The following is a 19,598-nucleotide window of genomic DNA, read 5'->3' on the forward strand; positions in this document are numbered from 1 at the left end:
TCTAGTTGCTGTGGCAGAGTGATTTTATCGGATATGCGATTAGCATTAGACTCATCGTGAGATTTAGATAGTAATGCACACCCAGTCAAACTCGATAATAAGAAAATAAAAACTGTGCCGGTTATTACATTCATATTTAGATATAAATGGTTCATATTAATACCAACTTATTTGAGAGTTTGAGTAAGGTACGGCCATCTTATAAATTCCTCACTAGATAGCCTGCACAAGGGGCATCTTCAATCCATTTTGCCAAAAGCGCCTTATCAGTAGCAACACTCGCATCCAATGGCAAAAATACCGCGCTACCAGAGCCGGTCATCCGAGCTGTGCCCAATGCGTGTGACTCTAACCCTTGCAAATAACGTAATGCATCATCGACAGCAGGAGCAAGGCTAGTGACCACTGGCGTAAACACATTTTGATAAGGCTTGTTTAAATATTGCACATAATCATTGGACTCGCTTTGAATGGTTTCAATCGATAGCGGGATGATATCTCGTTGTAGTTGTGGATGGGCGAACAGCTGAGCAGTACTCACATGCGCATTAGGCGTTAACACTAAATACTGTTGCTCAGGCAAATCAATGGCTGTCAGCTCCTCGCCAATACCCATGGCAATCGCATCTTGATCAAAGATAAAGATTGGCACATCGGCGCCAATCGTAGCAGCAATTTTTATTAGCTCATTTTGATTAACATCGAGCTGCCAAATCTCATTTAAGACCAGTAATGTCGTCGCAGCGTTGGATGAGCCACCGCCCAAGCCTGCACCCATCGGTAGGTGTTTATCTAAGGTAATTTGTATTTGCGCCAGCTGTTTAGGTAGTCTGTTTGCTTGAATGGCAAATGTTAATAACGCACTAGCGGCTTTTAAAATAAGATTGTCATTGATACTGGTGGTTATCGTGTCGGCACCAGAAAGGGTAAGAAGCTGATGACATAGCTCATCAGCGTCCAAAGTTTTATCTATAGTAGAGGAAGCCACTTCATCTGCAAGCGTGAAATGCAGATAATCGCCCCAGTCGAGCAGGCGAAAGACAGTTTGCAGATTATGATAACCATCAGCGCGCTTACCGGTGATATGCAAAAATAAATTAATCTTGGCCGGTGATAAGCGCGTGATAACAGGTTTTGCCATGGTGTGTTCAGTCATAAATATGAGTCTTTATGAATTGTTCGTAAAGATAACAATGTGTTCTACTTTCTACGTATTACTATTGTTTTTGATGATCGATGGTCATCACCACTTTATTGCCTTGCGACTGCATCGCACTGATTTTATTTGGCAGTTTATCATTGCCTTTATAAGTAAAGTTGGCTTGCCATTCACCATTAACTGAGCTAATCAAACGGTTCTGCGCATCAAGCTGTGGTGCGCTGTCTGAAGGCGCTGGGCGACCCGATATCCAATACGGCATTTGCGAAATCGGTGCTTGCCAGCCAGTCGCTTTTTTTAGCAAGGTTTCAGGATCATCAGCGGTTAAAGTGCCTGTTTTTTCACTGACTAAAGTCGCCGACTGACCATTATATTCGATATTGGTTTTGCCAATGCCGAGCGCGCCAATCAATTCGATGGCAAAGCGGTCGTTTTGTTGACCCCATGCATAAAACGCACTACCGCCTTGGTTTCCTGAATTGTCCTTACTAGGGGTTGTGACCCCGATTTTTCCCGTGATATTAAAGCTATCAAGTTTTTTAGGTTGCTCAGCACTTTGACCTTGTACCGTGCCAATAGGCTGATTGGTAGCATTGGCGGTTTTTAATGACTGGCAGCCAGAAGTAATCATAAGCGCGGTGGTTAAAGCGCTAAATAGCGCAAGTTTAGTTGGCTGAGTTTTTCTTAAAACTGGCATGGTTGTTCCTCAAAAGTGACAAATTTACAAAATTAATTTTTTGATGTTTAGAAACTCATATATTTAAAAGCTTAGAAAGAGCCTAGCTTAAGTGTTATTTGTTACTCGCTGATGCGCGGCTGTTCATTTCTTATAACTGACTTGTAGTTTTTATGGCAATCGTTTTTTATTTTTACCCGTGTTTTATTATCAGTATCAAATAAACTTTAAGCAAAAAGCGCATTAATAAAGCTGTATTCGGTCATTAATATTGCGTTGCCCAAATGAGAAGCGCTGTTGTAAGTCTGCCAGTAAGGCTTCGACTTTTTCATTATTACCCTGACCTTGATACGCGCGCAGTAATAGCGTACCTGAGCGTAGGGTTGGGAAGACGTCATACGGCGTTTGTAGATAGTCGATGACTTGCTGGTAGTCCTCGGTCGCTAAGGCATCCGCCGCCAGTATATTCAACGCTTGCAAGTGCAGCTCATTGTCATAGCGCGGGTCATCATAACGGATTTCGATAATGGCCGTTGCCAGCGCTAAACCTTGTTCGGAGCTGCGCTCATTGGCTAGCAATAGCTGCGCGTAACTGAGCTGATAGGAGAGGTTGGTCGGGTCAAGCGTTTGCAAGTGATTGAGCAAAGTACGCTTAACGATATAATCGTTTTTATCATCAAGCAGTTGGACGCGAGCAAATAGCAGCATCTCATTATTTGGATATTTGCGAGCGGCGCGCGTTAATAACCGTAGCGCTTCATCGGCTTCGTTTTGTTGCCACAAAATATCCGCTTGCATCACAAAGCTATCGGGTGCGAAGAGGCTAAAGTCTTTACGCAGCTTCTCTAAAGTTGCGACGGCTGCATCGACGTCATCATTGAGCAGCTCAAACGACACCACTTTTCGACGTGCTTCTAATACCAAGTCTTCCTGCATGACGCCATTGAGATAGTATTTTGCTTGCTCAAAGCGCTGTTGACGCTCGGCACTGATACCAAGATAAAAGTAGGCTTGATCAAGGTAAGCTGGACTTTTAGCCAGCATATTAAGTAGTTGGTCAGCACTAGCATATTCTTCAACGTCCAAGCTAACAAGCGCTGCTAGCAAAGTGATTTCCTCATCATCGACAAAGCGCTCATGAGCGTCAAGCAACAGCTGCCAAGCCTGCTCGCTTTGTTTCAAATCAAGTAAGTAGCGAATCTCATATAAGTATAAGCTCTTGCTGTCAGGGTTACGTAGACGAGCTTGGCTGACATAATGAATCACTGCCTCTGATGGCTCAGTCTTGCGCAATATATCAGCTCTTAAAGTGATAAAAGGCACATAATCAGGTTGACGTGCTAAAGCGCGATCGATATGAACAATGGCGACCTCAGGCTCATTAAATTGATACAGTAAACCTGCTTTCAACACTGACAAGGAAGCGTTTTGCTCACTATCGATAGGCTGCAGGGCTGCAAGTAGTTCGCGTTTGTCTTCATCGGTATTGGGATAAATGCCAATCAGTATTTCGCTAAGATCGGCACGCGGATCATAGCTTAAAATACGATTCAGGCTTTCGCCTGCCAATTCATAATCATGAGCGCGCAAGGCTAAATGCGCCACATAAAACCAAGCGGGTACGTGGTCGGGATTTTGGTCTTGCCACGTTTTAGCAAAGCGCAGCGAATCCTCAACGCTCTCGTTACGTAAAGATAAGCTTAGCGCTCGCTCAAATACCGCCGTCGCGTCTTGTTTAAAAGACTGCTGCTTATAGATGGTCAGCGCGCGCTCGGTATCATCGCGATCCGCAGCAAACTCCGCATCTAAAAGCGCGTATAAACTTGGCTCGCTAAAATCAGCTGGCGTTTCGCTGGGTAGCAAACGATTTATATCGCTCACACTTTTCGTTGTCTGAATTTGAGTATTCAGTATTTTAGGAGAGGTGCTAGCAGTGACAGCTGTCTCATTGGCGATAGCTGACGGTATTTCAGGTAGCTTTATATTTGATGATGAATTTGCATGGTTAGCATGAGCAGGTAATCCTAGGCATAAGCAAACGGCCAACGATAAGGTTAGCTGATGGCGCTGACATAGCCGCTCGATAATAGCGTGCAGTAAAGCGCGCAGGCGAGACTGATCATGATGCATAGGTTGCAATCTAAAGGATGAGCCAAAAAAAATCATAGCTAGCAGTGTTTACCTATTATTTACCCGTCAAATCGTTTGCAGCATAACAAGGTGATTTTATTGTGATTATTTTAGAACTAGCTGCGAAGAAAACCTGTCACTAGCATTATAAGAGTAGATTGAGGGGATAAACAATAGCGTCCGTGTTACTCAGATATTAGCAATATTTAAGGGATTAAGTAACTGCTAAATTGTCCTAAGTGGGCGGCAATAACTCAATTATTGAATAACCCGCTATTGTTAGCTATTACTGCCCGTCATTGCTAATAAACAAGATAAATGCGATTAGCGTTTTTTAAACTTATCTATTTAGCAGCATTTACTTGAAAAGCCATCATAGCAGTTGATTTATCGCAGCCCCGCCCAGATACAGACAAATACCATCGACAAGCGTTGCCTGTTAAATAAAGCTAGCAATAATGATATAATAAGCGCTTTGTAGGTGCTTATATGGCGCCTGCAGTGCGCGTGCTTGGTTAAAGACATTTTTTCACAGACAGTTTATCAATCGCTGTCTGTGAAAAGCTGTTTTTTAGCACTGCTGATTGAATAGGGTTTCTTAACATTCTAAGAGCGTTTGGCTGGCAGGTAAACGTTATATCTATGGTCTATCAATAATGAGATTAGTGGTCATTGGGGTCAATCACAAAACCGCACCAGTCGCTCTACGAGAGCGCTTGGCGCTTGTCGGTGACGATGTAAATATCGCCCTTAAACAGCTAGAGCGCTTTACAGATGGTAGCATCATAGTCTCTACTTGTAACCGTACTGAGATTTATGCGCTGGTTCCGCAGCTTTTATTACCGCCAGAATCAGGCACCCATTTAGCAGAACCCCAAGCTGCCACTGCTATTGCCAGCAATAATGCAATTGCTACGCAGACTACTTCAGCGGCCATCAGCGCCCATATTTTAAAAATAAAAACATGGCTGGCAGATTTTAAGCAGCTGTCTTTGGACGAGATTGACCCTTATCTTTATGTGCACCGTGATACTCATGCATTGACCCATTGGCTCAGAGTTGCCGCCGGTCTTGACTCAATGATATTGGGTGAGCCGCAGATACTTGGTCAAATCAAGCGCTCTGTGCATCTGGCGCAGGATCAAAAAGCCCTAAGCAATCAGCTCGGCTGGATCGTTGATCAGGTATTTGCCGCCGCTAAACGCGTGCGTAATGAGACTCAAGTGGGCGCTCAAGCGGTGTCACTTAGCTATGCTGCCGCCAAATTGGTCACGCAGATATTTGACGATTTGCCCAGTCGTACCTTATTGGTGGTCGCAGCAGGTGAGATGAATCGCTTGGTGGCGACCCATATTGCCGGGCTTGGGGTAGGGCGGGTTATTATTTGTAACCGTAATCCTGAGCGCGCGGAAGCATTGGCCGCTGAGCTGCGTCGACCCGAGCGCATTGTAGAGGTGAGAGCGCTGCAAGAGTTGCCGCAGGTATTGGCAGAAGCCGATATTGTTAGTAGCTGTAGTGGTAGCATGGATTTGCTGATTGATAAAACCATGACCTTGCGCGCGCTTAAAAGCCGTCGCTATCAGCCGATGCTGATGATTGACTTGGCGGTACCACGTGATATTGACTCGACTATTAGCCGTATTGATGATGTTTATCTGTATTCTGTCGATGATTTGCAACACGTGATTGCTGGTAATATCGAGCAGCGCAGACAGGCGGCAGTCGATGCTGAGCTGCTCGTCAGTCAATTGGTCGTTGAGATGGATCGACGCTTTCAAGTGCGCCAAGTCGGCAAAGATATTCAGCAATATCGCGCGCGCACCCATGACCAAGTGGATAAGCTGCTGCATGAATCTATTGCTAAGCTGCAACAAGATAACGCCAGCCCTGAAGATATTATCACTGAGCTGTCGCGACGTTTGACCCAAACGCTAACGCACGCGCCGTCGAAGCTGATGCGTAAAGCAGCACGTGAAGGTGACAATGAATTGCTAGATTTTGTGGTGTCGGGATTACAAGAGGCACATCGAGGTCGTTAAGGCATTTGCCAAACCAGTCACTAAACCAGTCACTAAACCATTTGCCAAACCATTTGCCAAACCATTTGCCAAACCATTTGCCAAACCAATCGCTAAACAAGGGTTGGTTTTTTTCTAAGTTACCCCCTATAATCGGTAGAGCAAAAAACATCAGTGATGTGGCAAAATCTCAATCATGCCCAAAATCTAAAAACTCAGTAACAACATTTTCTCTTATTATACTAGGAGCGTCCCATGACTGCATTACGTCAAGATATTGATCCAAACGGCTTATTAGAATATTCAGTGGTCTATACTGACCGCGCCCTAAACCACATGTCAACAGTCTTTCAGCAAGTGATGAAAGACTTATCTAGCGACCTAAAATCCGTCTATAACGCTGATGCAGTTGCTATCGTTCCTGGTTCTGGTACTTATGGAATGGAAGCAGTGGCGCGCCAATTGGCCAATGACGAAGACTGTTTAATTATCCGTAACGGTTGGTTTAGCTACCGTTGGACGCAAATTTTAGAAAAAGGCAAGATTGCCAAATCCTCTACAGTATTGACTGCCAATCGTGAAGAGGGTGATACGCCAAAGCCGTTTTCTCCAGTCGCTATCGATGAAGCGGTTGCTAAAATCAAAGCTGAAAAACCAGCGATGGTTTTTGCTCCGCACGTCGAAACCTCATCTGGTATTATTTTATCAGAAGATTATATCAAAGCATTGGCCGAGGCCGTTCATAGCGTTGGCGGCTTATTAGTCATTGACTGTATCGCTTCAGGTTGCGTCTGGCTTAACATGAAAGATTTGGGCATCGATGTACTTATTAGCGCGCCGCAAAAAGGCTGGAGCAGCACACCGGGTGCAGGTTTGGTCATGCTGAGCGAAGCTGCTGTGCAAAAAGTAGACAGCACCGAGTCTGATAGCTTTAGTCTAGATTTAAAACAGTGGTTAAACATCATGCGCGCTTATGAAAATGGCGGCCATGCTTACCATGCAACGATGCCAACCGATAGCTTACGCCAGTTCCGCGATACCGTTAACGAGGCCAAAGAAGTGGGCTTTGATAAACTATGTGCGGCACAGTGGGAGCTTGGTAAGCGCATTCGTGAAGTATTAGCTACTAAAGGTATTGAGAGCGTCGCAGCAAAAGGTTTTGAAGCGCCTGGCGTCGTGGTTGCTTATACCGACCGTGATGATATGCATAAGGGTAGTGCTTTTGCTGAAGCTGGCATGCAAATCGCTGCTGGTGTACCGCTAAAAGTAGGCGAACCTGAGAACTTTAAAACCTTCCGCTTAGGTCTATTTGGTCTTGATAAATTGACCGATGTCGACGGTGCGGTACAACGTTTTGAAAAAGCGCTTGATGAAGTGTTGGCTAAATAGTTTAAATAATTACTATATTTATAATAATGACTGTATTTATTAAGCTGTTTTTATAGTAAAAAGGATACTGAGCCTATTTAATATGGGTTCAGTATTTTTTTACCTATTTATTATATTTTATTATATAATGTTTTTATATAAAACGAATTTTGGATCTATATTTAATAAAAATTGGCTTAGGTAAACATTATGAGTATACAAATAGACTGGCAAGCATTTACGCCCATCTCCTTGGTAGGTGGTCTGATGCTAGGGGTGGCGACGGTTATCCTGCTATTGGGTATTGGTCGTATTGCGGGTATCAGTGGTATTTTTTCAAGCTTGCTGAAACCCAAGCGCGTCGAGATGTGGCAGGTGTTATTTATCGCCGGTTTGGTTATCTCGCCATTGTTGTATAAATTGGCAAGACCGCTACCTGATGTCGAGGTCAGTACCTCGTTACCGTTATTAATCGGTGCAGGTTTATTGGTTGGCTTTGGGACGCGTCTAGGTTCAGGTTGTACGAGCGGACATGGTATCTGCGGTAATGCGCGACTGTCACCACGCTCGATGGCAGCGACGGCGACCTTTATGTTGTTTGGTATTGTGACCGTTTATCTTGGTCGGCATGTCTTGGGCTTGATTTAAAAGTCATATAGACAGCACGTTGCAAAGACAGCGTTGAATATTGTTTATAACAGCTAGTCATAATAGATTGTTATAACAGCTTGGATTAATATATTAGGTGCGAGAAAAAACATGCTAAAAAATATAATTGGATTACTGGCAGGGTTATTATTCGGTTTTGGACTGCTGATATCAGGGATGACTGATCCTGTTAAAGTACAGGGCTTTTTGGACGTCTTTGGTGCATGGGATATCTCCCTTGCATTGGTAATGGGCGGCGGTCTGGCGGTGGCGATAGTCGGCGTGCAGTTGGCCAAGCGGCAAAAGAATAGCTGGATTGGCACCTTAATTGAGATGCCAACCAAAACCACCATCAATAAAAAACTGCTCATCGGCGCGATGCTATTTGGTATCGGTTGGGGCTTGGTCGGTATTTGCCCAGGACCAGGTATCGTGCTGCTAGGTACGGGACAATGGCAGGCCTATGTCTTTATCCCAGCGATGATAATCGGTATGCTAGTTTATCAATGGCTTGAGCCTAAGCTTAATTAATATGGGCTTGGTTGATAGATAGATTAATAGCAGGTTCAAGAATAAGTGAGTACTTAATTGAAGAAGGGTCAGTCTAATTTAATTAGCCTGACCCTTTTTTATAAATCATAAATCAATCTTTCAGAAGCTTACTTGGCGCTTGCCATTACTTTTGGCGTTTCGTGTGCCAACGATTTGGCTGCTTGACGTAGCTCAAACTTCTGAACTTTACCAGTGCTGGTTTTTGGGATTTCAGCAAAGATAATGTATTTAGGCACTTTAAAGCCAGCTAAATGCTGCTTGCAATGCTCCATTACATTATCGCGTTGTAAGGTACTACCAGCATGAATCTCGATAAAGGCGACAGGCACTTCGCCCCATTTATCATGCGGCGCGGCGACGACAGCACAGCTTTGCACTTCAGGCATTTTATATAAGACGTTTTCGACTTCGATACTAGAGATATTTTCGCCACCTGAGATGATGATGTCTTTTAGCCTATCCATGATTTTGATATAACCATCAGGATATTTCACGCCCAAATCACCGGTGCGGAACCAACCATCGGCAAAGGCTTCTTCGGTAGCCTTACGACTTTTTAGGTAACCTTTCATCACCATGTTACCGCGCAGTGCCAGCTCACCCATCTCTTCGCCATCTGCAGCAACCGGCTCAGTGGTGCCTTGTTTAAAAAGCTCAAAGCCTGTCATCAAATGCGACGTCACACCTTGGCGTGATTTCTTTTGCGCGCGAGCAGCGACATCAAGCGCATCCCATTCTTCTTGCTCAGCACAGACAGTGACCGGCCCATAGACTTCGGTGAGACCATAAACGTGCGAGATATGAAAGCCCATCGCTTCCATAGCAGCAAGCATGGTTTCAGACGGCGGCGCACCAGCGACCCAGCCTTTGACTTCATGGTTAATGGCTTCTTTATATTCAGGTTTGCCGCCAGCAATCATATTGTGTACTACCGGCGCTGAGCAATAATGCGTGACTTTATGCTTGGCAATCAGCTGCAAAATTAAATCAGCGTCAATCTTACGCAAGCAGACATTGACGCCCGCGCGCTCAGCGATGGTCCATGGGAAACACCAGCCATTACAATGAAATAATGGCAGCGTCCATAAATACATAGGGTGCTTGGGCATATCCCAATCTAAAATATTGGAGACGGCATTTAGGGTAGCACCGCGGTGATGATAGACGACGCCTTTGGGCTTGCCAGTAGTGCCAGAGGTATAGTTGAGTGCGATAGCGTCCCATTCATCTGTTGGTTTTTCCCAATTATCCAAGCTATCTGAGCTGGCGATTAACTCCTCATAGCTCATGCTACCAAATCGCTCGATATCGAGCGCTGCATCGGTTGCATGAATCACAATAAGATTAGGAAACGTTTCATCGATCATCTCAGCATGCTCAGCAAACTCGCTGTCCAAAATCAATACTTTGGCTTCTGAGTGTTGCAGACAAAAACTTAACGCATTGATATCAAGTCGGGTATTAAGCGTACAGAGTACGCCGCCTGACATGGGTACGCCAAAGGCACATTCGACCATCGCTGGCGTATTCGGCATCATAACTGCCACTGTGTCATTTTTATCGATACCCAATTTACGCAGACCATCAGCCAATTGACGACAACGGTCATAAGTCTGTTGCCACGTTTGCGTAAGGTTATTGTGCTCTAAATCGTCATAGATGATAGCGGTTTTATCAGGATAGACCTGTGCGCTACGGATGATGAAGTCAATAGGGGTAAGCGGTTGATGATTGGCAGCATTTTTGCCAAGACCTGTATGGAAGTCTGTCATTAGGATAGTCCTTTATCGTATTGCTAGTATTCGATGGTGCAGGGATTTAGAGAAATGGTTGTTGATACTAAGTAAAACTCGTATTTTGCTCAGTGCATGACTTATATATTTAGCATGTCGCAGCTCATGCATATAGCTTATTTATATAACAATGCCCTAGCTATTATAGCCAATCACACTAAAAATTGGACAGGTTTTGTAGGGTTTACTTTTCTAAATGCCATAGAACTGATGATAACCGGTGCTGTTAATCAGCAGCATATAATATATTGCTCACTCATCAGTCGTTTGTCCGCGTAGCTGATAAGAATAGCGGTGTGTTACGATACCTGCAATGCTAAATCCCGTAGCCCAGCTATTTTAAAAATCCTAAGCATTTAAAGAAATGAGTTAGTTTTAAGAAGTATTCCCACAAACCATTCATAAGGAAAATGATATGACCGCCAGCCGCACTGCCAACACGATTGAGACTGCCAGCACCAACGAACACTATCCGCATTTATTTGAGCCGCTAGATTTGGGCTTTACCACGCTTAAAAACCGTATGGTAATGGGCTCGATGCATACGGGGCTCGAAGACCGTTTTTATAACTACGGTAAACTGGCGGCGTATTTTGCCGAACGTGCGGAAGGCGGCGTGGCGATGATGATCACGGGCGGCATCTCACCCAATCGTGAAGGGTGGTTGCTTCCTGCTGGCGGCACCATGAACACCAAAGCGGACGTTATTAATCATCAACGTGTGACCCGTGCAGCGCATAAATATGACAGCAAAATCATCATGCAAATCTTGCATAGTGGTCGTTATGGGTATCATCCTTTTGCCGTATCAGCGAGCCCGATTAAATCGCCAATCTCGCCATTTAAACCACGCAAAATGAGCATTAAAAATATTGAGCAGACCGTCAAAGACTACGCTCGCTGTGCGAAATTGGCGAAGCAAGCGGGTTATGATGGCGTCGAAATCATGGGTTCTGAAGGCTATTTGCTTAATCAGTTTTTATCGCGTCATGTCAATAAACGTACGGATGAATACGGCGGTGACATTCAGAATCGTATGAAGTTTGCGGTAGATGTGGTCAAAGCGGTACGCGAAGCCACCGGTGAAGACTTTATTATTCTATTCCGCTTGTCAGTGATTGACTTGGTCAAAGACGGCAACGTCATGGACGAGGTCATCATTGTCGCCAAAGCACTAGAAGAAGCGGGCGTTACAATCATGAACACCGGTATCGGCTGGCATGAAGCACGTGTACCGACGATTGTTACTAGCGTACCGCGTGCCGCCTTTGTTGACTTTACGGCTGAGATTAAAAAACACATCAGTATCCCAATGATGGCGGCCAACCGTATCAACATGCCTGAAACCGCTGAAGAAATCGTCGCCAGTGGTCAGGCCGATATGATTCAAATGGCGCGTCCGTTCCTAGCTGATGCGCATTGGGTTAATAAAGCCAAAAACGGTCAGACTGATCGTATTAATACTTGTATCGCCTGTAACCAAGCCTGCCTCGACCATACCTTTGAAAACAAACGCTCGACTTGTCTGGTCAATCCACAAGCTTGCTATGAGACGGAATTGGTTTACAAGAAAACCAAAAAGCCTAAAAAAGTCGCCGTCATCGGTGGCGGTGTCGCTGGCATGTCAGCAGCTCATGTCGCCGCGCTACGTGGGCATGACGTTACATTATTTGAAGCAAAAGACATCTTAGGTGGGCAGTTTAACTACGCCAAAGTTATCCCAGGTAAAGAAGAATTCTTTGAGACCATTCGCTACTATATCAATGAGCTTGAGCACTTGGGCGTTGAGATTAAACTCAATACCAAAGTCGATAAAGCCATGCTTGAGAAAGCCAAGTTCCACCACGTGATCGTTGCAACTGGTGTGGTGCCAAGAAGTCTAGCGGGTAAATTAGAAGGTGCAGATTTACCACAAGTGATGAGCTATGCTGAGTTACTTTCTGGCGAGAAGTCAGTTGGCGAGACTGTCGCGGTCATCGGTGCGGGTGGTATTGGCTTTGATGTTAGCGAATATCTCACCGCCAAACATGGTCAGCCGCTTGATGAGCTAGGTCCTGAATTACTAAAAGACCCAAGCTATCGTCCAAAAGCTCAGTCTATCGAAGAGTGGCGTGAAGAGTGGGGCGTAACTTCTGATACCAATTATCAAACTGAGGGTGGTTTGATTAAGCCTGAAGCCATCAAACCTATTCGCCAAGTGTACTTGATGCAGCGTACCAAAGGTCGCTTGGGCAGTGGCCTCAATAAGACCTCAGGTTGGGTACATCGCGCCCATGTTAAATCACACGGCGTCATCCAAGTATCAGGCGCGCAGTACGATAAAATTACCAATGAAGGTATTTGGATTACCAATAACCAAGGTCAAAGCCAGTTGCTACGTGTCGATAGCGTCGTGGTCTGTGCCGGTCAAGAGTCAGTCGTTGAGCTGATGCCAAATGTTGGTGATGCGCCAGACGCGCAATATCATTTAATCGGTGGCGCAAAACTGGCGGCTGAGCTGGATGCCAAACGTGCGATTCGTGATGGTGCAGAGGTTGCAGCAAGTATCTAAAGCTCTTAGAATCAACGTTATATTGAGCGGTAGGAGATATCTCTCTTACCGCTTTTCCATATCTATTGGCTTATTCAGATCAAAGAACAGAATTTATTTAAGTCAGTAAAAGAATCACGCCATAAAAAAGGACTTTATAATGGTAGTGTTAAAAAGACTCTGTAAATGGATCGTTTTGCCTATTGTAGCACTACTCACTCTTATCAGCTTAGGTTTAGTCGTGACTGGCAATGCTTATATCTTTCGGGGCTTACAACTGACATATCTTAAAGGCGAAGCTACCGCTAATATCGACGACTATGTCGATTTTGATAACCGTACTATTAATGCCAAAGATGCTATCACATGGGAAAAATATCCCAACTTTGAGCAAGTCGAACTCACGCCTACCTTGCAAGATGCTTTAGACACAGATAACACCGTCGCCTTTGCCATTATCAAGGATGGCAAGCTGGTATATGAAAACTACTGGCAACGCTACGGTAGCGATTCGCATACCAACAGCTTTTCGATGGCAAAAACGGTCACGACTATGCTGTATCTAAAAGCCGTTGAAGACGGTTACATCGGCAGTGTTGATGAGCCAATTACCAAGTGGCTACCAGAATACGCGGACAATCAATACGCGCAAAATTGTACGCTCGCGGATTTATCAGCGATGACCTCAGGCTATGATTGGACAGAGGATTACTATTTTCCGATTAACCCTACTGCTGAATCCTATTATGGTCATGATTTAGTAAAGCAAATGGTCAATCGTAAGTTTGTGGAAGAGTGTGGTGGTCAGTTTGAGTACTCATCAGGCGATACGCAAATGCTTGGTATTGCATTATCGCGCGCATTAGAGCCGCATGGATATACCATCTCTAGCTATTTAGAAGAGAAGTTTTGGCAACCTTTAGGCATGCAAGGTGATGCTTACTGGTCACTTGATGGCTCAGAGAGTATCGAAAAAGTATATTGCTGCCTAAATGCCAGTGCGCTCGACTTTGCTAAGTTTGGACAGTTGTTATTAAATGATGGCGAATGGCAAGGCAAGCAGTTGCTGAGCAAAGAGCATGTAGAACTTATCACTACACCAAATGCCGCCGCCTTTGCAGCAGGAAAAGCTCAGATATATGGTCATTCAGTGTGGACGGATATGGACAGTCCAATACCCTTTTATGCGATGCTGGGTCATTTAGGGCAGCGAGTACTCGTGCTACCTGAAGAGAATGCCATCATAGTCAGATTAGGCAAACAAAAAGGCCTACCGACGCCAGTAGATGGCTTTCATCTAGAGCCTGATTTAGGTCAATATGTGACTGAAGTGAAAACGATTTTGGATGGCTTAGAATAATAAAAGCGGTTGTAAGCATCTATCCTGTTTACAACCGCAAATCGTCACCCTTCCATCTGCTCAATCAACCATTTAGACACATCATTAATTTGTGCTGCTAACTCAGGATGCACGTTGCCTAATTCACTAAGCTTAGTTTCGATGTCGACTTTATTGTATTTAACGTCAGTCAGTGTGTCTTTTAATAGCTCAATCAACTCAACGTTTAATGCATCAGAGAAGATGACCACCTCGCTAATCACCGCGTGTTTTACATCAAGGTGCAAATCAATAATGCCCCAATCAAAGCGTGTCTCAATATGATGGGTAAATTCAGGGGTCTTACCAAAGCGCCAATCCCAATCTGACATCTGCTGATAATACTTATTAAGCGTTGGCTGCTTGGCGAGACTGGCTTCATCCAACTCTTCTACAGGCGCAGTATCTCCATAATACTCACAAAACGCTTCGATAATCGCCTCGGATAAAGTCTCGTGATTGATGTTTTTATTAAACTCAACTAAGTTGGCGACGCGCGCACGCACGGATTTAATGCCTTTGGCTTTGAGCTTAAGCGGATGTGGATTGAGATAGTTGCCGAGCTTTTGCATGTTGGCATTGACCAGTAAAGTCCCATGATGAAAGCTACGATCGGCAGCATGTTTAAAGGCGCTACCTGATATCTTTTTATCGCCGACTTGCATGTCGTTACGACCAGACAATTCAGCGTCGATGCCCAACTTTTTTAGCGCATTGATGATGATGGTAAAGTTTGCTTCTTGATCGTAGGCGTCTTTGGGCGACAAAAAGGTAAAGTTGGTATTACCCAAATCATGAAACACCGCACCGCCACCGCTCTGACGCCGCGCCAAAAATACATCGTCGGCTTCCATCTTATCGATTTTGCATTCTACCCATGGGTTTTGTGAGCGCCCAATGACCACGGTCTCGCTATTGCGCCATAAAAATAGCGTGTGCGAGTCTGCGTCGAGCGTATTAAATATCCAATCCTCGGTCGCAAGGTTAAACCAAGGGTTGGTAACGGCAGATTTTAAGATGCGCAGTTTCATTATTTATCCTTTCTCTCGAATGGTTTTTCTATATTGAATGTTATAAATAGATATTGTCATTGTTGCCGATGCGAGGTTGGATTTCAATGGGTGTGTGGTAGGGAGGATAGTTTTAGGATTTGAATATTGGGGTAGAGCGGGGCGTATTAGCTGAAGTTTGAGAAGAGGGTTTATAAGTTTTTGAGGGATAATTAGTTGTTGGAGCCAATCCTGCTATCCGCTTGTATCTAACTTGTCGATGGCGTACGGACTGGTTTGTCTGGTGGCGTTCCAACATTCGAGCGAACACCCCCAGCCATAGTCCGCATCGCCATCGTCGGCGTTAGAATACCGCTACTATCAGGGCTAAACCGATCCCCAAGTTGACCATTGATGGTTTGAATTAACCTTCGGTCAAAGTTTTAATTTGGCTTAGGATGAGCAATAGTGTAACTTACCAAATAATATAAATACGAAGCATAGCTTAGTCTTATTAGTAGTATCTTTTAAACTCAAATGAAAAAACTAGAGTGCCTAAATAATTAACATACACACTTAATTTCTAAAAAATAGGAATGAAATGCAAACCCAAACCTTAGACAGCTTGTTTCAGAATAAAATATTTCGTATACCTGATTATCAAAGAGGATATGCTTGGGGTGAACATCAGATAAAAGATTTCTGGGAAGATATTTTACAGCTTCATGAGGAACGTATGCATTATACGGGTGTTATAACTTTAGAGCCTCTTGAAAAGAAAGAGTGTGAAAAATGGATAGAAGATATTTGGTTAGTTAAGAATAGAGGTTTTAAACCGTACTATGTTGTAGATGGCCAACAAAGATTGACTACAGCATTAATACTTATACAGACAATTCTACAATCAGTACCTAAAGAATCTAGTTTAAACTTCTCTTCAGTTTCAAATATTGAAGAGAAGTTTATTATTACTCAACATAAAACTGAAAACGAACTATTCCAAAGTTATATATTCGGATACGAAAAAGACAACCCAAGTGACGAGTATTTAAGAACTAAGATTTTTAATAGATACTCTACTTCTAATAATCATGAACTGACTCTTTATACTAAAAACTTATATAAAGCTAAAAAGTTTTTTTTAGGCGAGTTATCTAAGTTAAAACATAGTGAAATTGAGAGAGTGTTTACTAAGTTAACTCAGAAAATGAAATATAGTATATACGAAATCGAAAATGATATAGATATCAACGTTGCATTTGAAACGATGAACAACCGAGGTAAACCTCTAACTACGTTAGAGAAGTTAAAAAATAGACTTATTTATCTTACGACTTTATTTTCTAATCAAAATGATAATGGTAGCTTGCGTGATGATATAAATAATGTATGGAAGACTATTTATGAGTATCTAGGAAAAAATCAAGATCGACCTTTAGATGAAGATCAGTTTTTACGTAATCATTGGATTATGTATTATGACTATTCTCGTAACAAAAAAAATGCATATATAGATTTTTTATTAGATGATGCATTTACCTCAAGAAGAGTTTTAAAAGATAAAGTGAATCCTTTGACAAGAGAGGAAATAATTAAATATATTTATAACCTTCAAGAGTCAATAAAGTATTGGTTTTATATTCATAATCCAACAATGCCATCTAAAACTGTTAAAGTAACGAACGATCAATCTAAAGTTCTAGAAAAACTTAACAATATAGGATTTAAAGCATTTAAGCCTCTAATTTTATCAGCTTATACATCAAATCAAGAAGCTAGTAAAATTACTGACCTTCTCATTGAAATAGAGCGTTACAACTTTTGTGCGTTCTCTTTGAGTAGGCGACGTGCTAATACGGGTGACACTGAGTTTTATAGAAACGCTAGTGAGCTTCTATTGGAAAACAGAAGCATTGATTCAGTTATTAGTAATGTTAGAAATTGGTGTGATGAATACTTTAGTAAAGAAAAATTCTTGTCTTATGTTCAGGATAAATATGAGTTGCATTATAAAGAAGGCTTTTATCGTTGGGATGATGTAAGATATTTTTTGTATGAGTATGAACAATATCTCAAAGATAAAAGTAAAACTAATGATAAAAAGCTATCTTGGGATGAGCTTAATACCCGTAAAACAGACTATATAAGCATAGAGCATATTTACCCTCAAACCGATACTGAATCTTACTGGCAAGAGCGTTTTAATATTTTTAACACCTATCAGAAGAATCTTCTAACTCATTCTTTGGGTAATCTATTAGCCTTATCACGTCAAAAAAACTCTTCTTTGCAAAATATAGGTTTTTATGAAAAGAGTAAAAGAAATAATAGTTCGAATAACTCAGTAGAGTATTCAAATGGTTCATTTTCAGAAATAAGTGTTTCGAAATACGAGGAGTGGACTTCTAATGAAATATTGGATAGAGGTATGAATATGCTGAAATTTATGGAGGAGAGATGGTCTATAGAATTAGGGGATAATGATTTCAAACTAAAGTTGCTTCATCTTGAGTTTTTGGATGAATAACTGTTTTCTATATGATTTGATGTGCTGAAGTAAATCTAATCCAAACATAAGCAAATGAAGAACACATACCAAATGTGTTCTTCATAAGTCTATAAACCTTCCATCATCTAAACAAAATCTTCCTTCAATATAGCCGCCATATTACGCTCAGCAAGTCCCGTGATAAACACATACGGATTGACGCCAGCGCTACCGGGAATTAACGCACTATCTTGCACGTAGATATTTTTATGCTCTTTGACGCGACCGAACTCATCAGTCGCTTTGCCAAGTACGCAGCCGCCAAGTGGGTGATAGCAGAAGTCATCACCGAAGCCTTTGGTAAATAGTAAGCTTGATGTCGAGCCACCATTTACTTTGGCGAGCTTTTCAATCAGCTCTTTGGCGGCGTTTACCGAGTATTCGTTTTGCTCACGTTTCCAGTTAAGCTTGACGGTTTTGGTGGCTTTATCATAGTAATAATTGCCACGTTCTGGATTGTCAGTGATGGCGAGATATAGTGTCGTCCACGTCTCAAGCCCTAGCGGTAATGGCGCAAGTTCGGCAAAGATTTTGTACTTTGAGCCGCCTCTATCGCCATCCCACATGTTGATGCCTTTGACCGGAATGGTAGATTGGATAGTGCCAGCAGCGTGGACGAAATTGCGCCCCGTCATGATATTGCCGTTGGGTCCCCAATGCTGTCCAATATGTTCGTTTAGACGGTTAAGCTTGCCATCGGCTTGGCTTTTGAGTAATAGCTCTGAGGTGCCCGTACTGCCCGCATTAAGGAAGAGCTTATCGCAGGTATAATGCTCAACTTTATCCACGCCGCCAGTAGTATTGATAACATGAACTTCTAATCTGAGTTGGTCGTTATCGAGCGCTTGGATACTATTGACTTTGCGCAAGGTTTTGACCGTGACATTGCCCGTGGCTTCGGCGTCTTTTAGATAAGTTAAATCTAGTGAGAACTTACCCGCATTATTACCGTAGATGACTTCACCACCCAATCCTGATTGATAGACTTCGCCGCGGGCTTCTTTTTGCATATAATCAAAGTCATAGCTATTACCGAAGAATTCTGTTGTAAGTCCCGCTCTCTCAGCTTGGCGTTCAGCGGAGCGAGTGAATTCGTAATGCTCGGACTCATTAAAAAATGATTCAGGAATTTGACTGACTTTAAGTTCCTTCATAGCACGAGGAAAATAAGTGTCGTACATCTCATCAGCATTAATCCACGGAAAGACCGCTTCAAAGTGCGCACGTCTCGGCTGAATGGCAATCGCGCCATTGACGATAGAGCCGCCGCCGTAAGCACGTCCTGCAAAGACTTTCATATTATCGTATTCGATTAAATCCAAAACCCCGGGGTATTTTTTAATCGGGATAGGAATGGGAATCGGCGCATTTGGCCAATTACTAAACCAGCTTGAGCGTTTATCAGCAGTAATCATCTTGCAAAATGTATCATGATTGGGGGTTCTATCCCAACGCATCCCCATCTCAAGTATCAATACTTTATGACCTTTTTCGCTCAATCGCAGTGCCGATACTGCGCCACCATAGCCGCTACCAACGATGATATTAGGAAAGTGTCCAGCTTGAGTTACTGCGCTAGGTAGTTTTGGTTGCTTGGCAAGCGTTCGGCAACCACTTACTGCAGCGGAGGTGCTGATAGCGCCTAAGCTTAAGCCCATGGCTTTAATCAGTTGGCGTCGTTGCATGGTGTATCCTAATGTTGATATTTAAGCTAAAAAAGCCCGTATTAAATAGTCTTAGCTTTCGACAGCAAAAGTGTTTTAAGCCAAGCGAGCATTATATTAACAAACAAAGGTTGCGTTATTGTTT

The 19,598-nt window shown here is 43.1% G+C and carries 13 protein-coding genes; 7 read left to right on the forward strand and 6 right to left on the reverse strand.

Annotation, left to right across the window (positions count from 1 at the left end; translation table 11 throughout):
• Positions 1-199 precede the first annotated feature (199 nt).
• The 3 genes from ispE to FHS24_RS05675 all read right to left on the reverse strand — a co-directional run bounded on the left by ispE (position 200) and on the right by FHS24_RS05675 (position 3,965).
• Positions 200-1,156 carry a 4-(cytidine 5'-diphospho)-2-C-methyl-D-erythritol kinase gene (gene ispE / locus FHS24_RS05665; protein ID WP_183619612.1) on the reverse strand — a complete coding sequence of 319 codons (957 nt, stop codon included), beginning with the start codon at positions 1,154-1,156 and terminating at the stop codon, positions 200-202.
• 61 nt (positions 1,157-1,217) lie between these two features.
• Positions 1,218-1,856 carry a lipoprotein insertase outer membrane protein LolB gene (gene lolB, locus FHS24_RS05670; RefSeq protein ID WP_183619613.1) on the reverse strand — a complete coding sequence of 213 codons (639 nt, stop codon included), beginning with the start codon at positions 1,854-1,856 and terminating at the stop codon, positions 1,218-1,220.
• 222 nt (positions 1,857-2,078) lie between these two features.
• On the reverse strand, positions 2,079-3,965 hold the full coding sequence (locus tag FHS24_RS05675) for a tetratricopeptide repeat protein (RefSeq protein ID WP_227671679.1): 1,887 nt from the start codon (positions 3,963-3,965) through the stop codon (positions 2,079-2,081).
• A gap of 656 nt (positions 3,966-4,621) precedes the next feature.
• Here FHS24_RS05675 and hemA point away from each other — a divergent pair.
• The 4 genes from hemA to FHS24_RS05695 all read left to right on the forward strand — a co-directional run bounded on the left by hemA (position 4,622) and on the right by FHS24_RS05695 (position 8,530).
• Positions 4,622-6,004 carry a glutamyl-tRNA reductase gene (gene hemA / locus FHS24_RS05680; protein WP_183619616.1) on the forward strand — a complete coding sequence of 461 codons (1,383 nt, stop codon included), beginning with the start codon at positions 4,622-4,624 and terminating at the stop codon, positions 6,002-6,004.
• Between the two features lie 234 nt (positions 6,005-6,238).
• Positions 6,239-7,372, forward strand: coding sequence for an aminotransferase class V-fold PLP-dependent enzyme (locus FHS24_RS05685; RefSeq protein ID WP_183619618.1), 1,134 nt, complete (start codon positions 6,239-6,241; stop codon positions 7,370-7,372).
• Positions 7,373-7,561: 189 nt separating this feature from the next.
• Positions 7,562-7,999, forward strand: a complete 438-nt coding sequence (locus FHS24_RS05690) for a YeeE/YedE family protein (RefSeq protein ID WP_183619620.1) — start codon at positions 7,562-7,564, stop codon at positions 7,997-7,999.
• A gap of 111 nt (positions 8,000-8,110) precedes the next feature.
• Entirely contained in the window at positions 8,111-8,530 is a 420-nt protein-coding gene (locus tag FHS24_RS05695) for a DUF6691 family protein (protein ID WP_183619622.1), read from the forward strand.
• Between the two features lie 128 nt (positions 8,531-8,658).
• Here FHS24_RS05695 and FHS24_RS05700 read toward each other — a convergent pair whose 3' ends face one another.
• A complete protein-coding gene (locus FHS24_RS05700) occupies positions 8,659-10,323 on the reverse strand; it encodes an AMP-binding protein (protein ID WP_183619624.1) in 1,665 nt (554 codons plus the stop codon).
• Positions 10,324-10,759: 436 nt separating this feature from the next.
• Here FHS24_RS05700 and FHS24_RS05705 point away from each other — a divergent pair, with 436 nt between their 5' ends.
• Both FHS24_RS05705 and FHS24_RS05710 read left to right on the forward strand, forming a co-directional pair.
• Positions 10,760-12,895, forward strand: a complete 2,136-nt coding sequence (locus FHS24_RS05705; RefSeq protein WP_183619626.1) for an NADPH-dependent 2,4-dienoyl-CoA reductase — start codon at positions 10,760-10,762, stop codon at positions 12,893-12,895.
• A 139-nt stretch (positions 12,896-13,034) separates the two neighbouring features.
• A complete protein-coding gene (locus tag FHS24_RS05710; protein ID WP_183619627.1) occupies positions 13,035-14,234 on the forward strand; it encodes a serine hydrolase domain-containing protein in 1,200 nt (399 codons plus the stop codon).
• 44 nt (positions 14,235-14,278) lie between these two features.
• Here the strand turns inward: FHS24_RS05710 and FHS24_RS05715 are convergent, their stop codons facing one another.
• Positions 14,279-15,283: a lipoate--protein ligase gene (locus tag FHS24_RS05715; protein WP_183619628.1), complete on the reverse strand. Its 1,005-nt coding sequence runs from the start codon at positions 15,281-15,283 to the stop codon at positions 14,279-14,281.
• Positions 15,284-15,842: 559 nt separating this feature from the next.
• Between FHS24_RS05715 and FHS24_RS05720 the strand changes: the two genes are divergently transcribed.
• Positions 15,843-17,768 (forward strand): DUF262 domain-containing protein, encoded by a 1,926-nt coding sequence (locus tag FHS24_RS05720; protein ID WP_183619629.1) that lies wholly within the window; start codon positions 15,843-15,845, stop codon positions 17,766-17,768.
• Positions 17,769-17,875: 107 nt separating this feature from the next.
• On the opposite strand, the gene FHS24_RS05725 is transcribed toward FHS24_RS05720, so the two are convergent.
• Positions 17,876-19,474 (reverse strand): GMC oxidoreductase, encoded by a 1,599-nt coding sequence (locus FHS24_RS05725; protein ID WP_183619630.1) that lies wholly within the window; start codon positions 19,472-19,474, stop codon positions 17,876-17,878.
• Positions 19,475-19,598: the final 124 nt, after the last annotated feature.

Origin of the sequence: Psychrobacter luti (assembly GCF_014192115.1) — a bacterium.
GTDB classification, from domain to species: Bacteria; Pseudomonadota; Gammaproteobacteria; order Pseudomonadales; family Moraxellaceae; genus Psychrobacter; species Psychrobacter luti.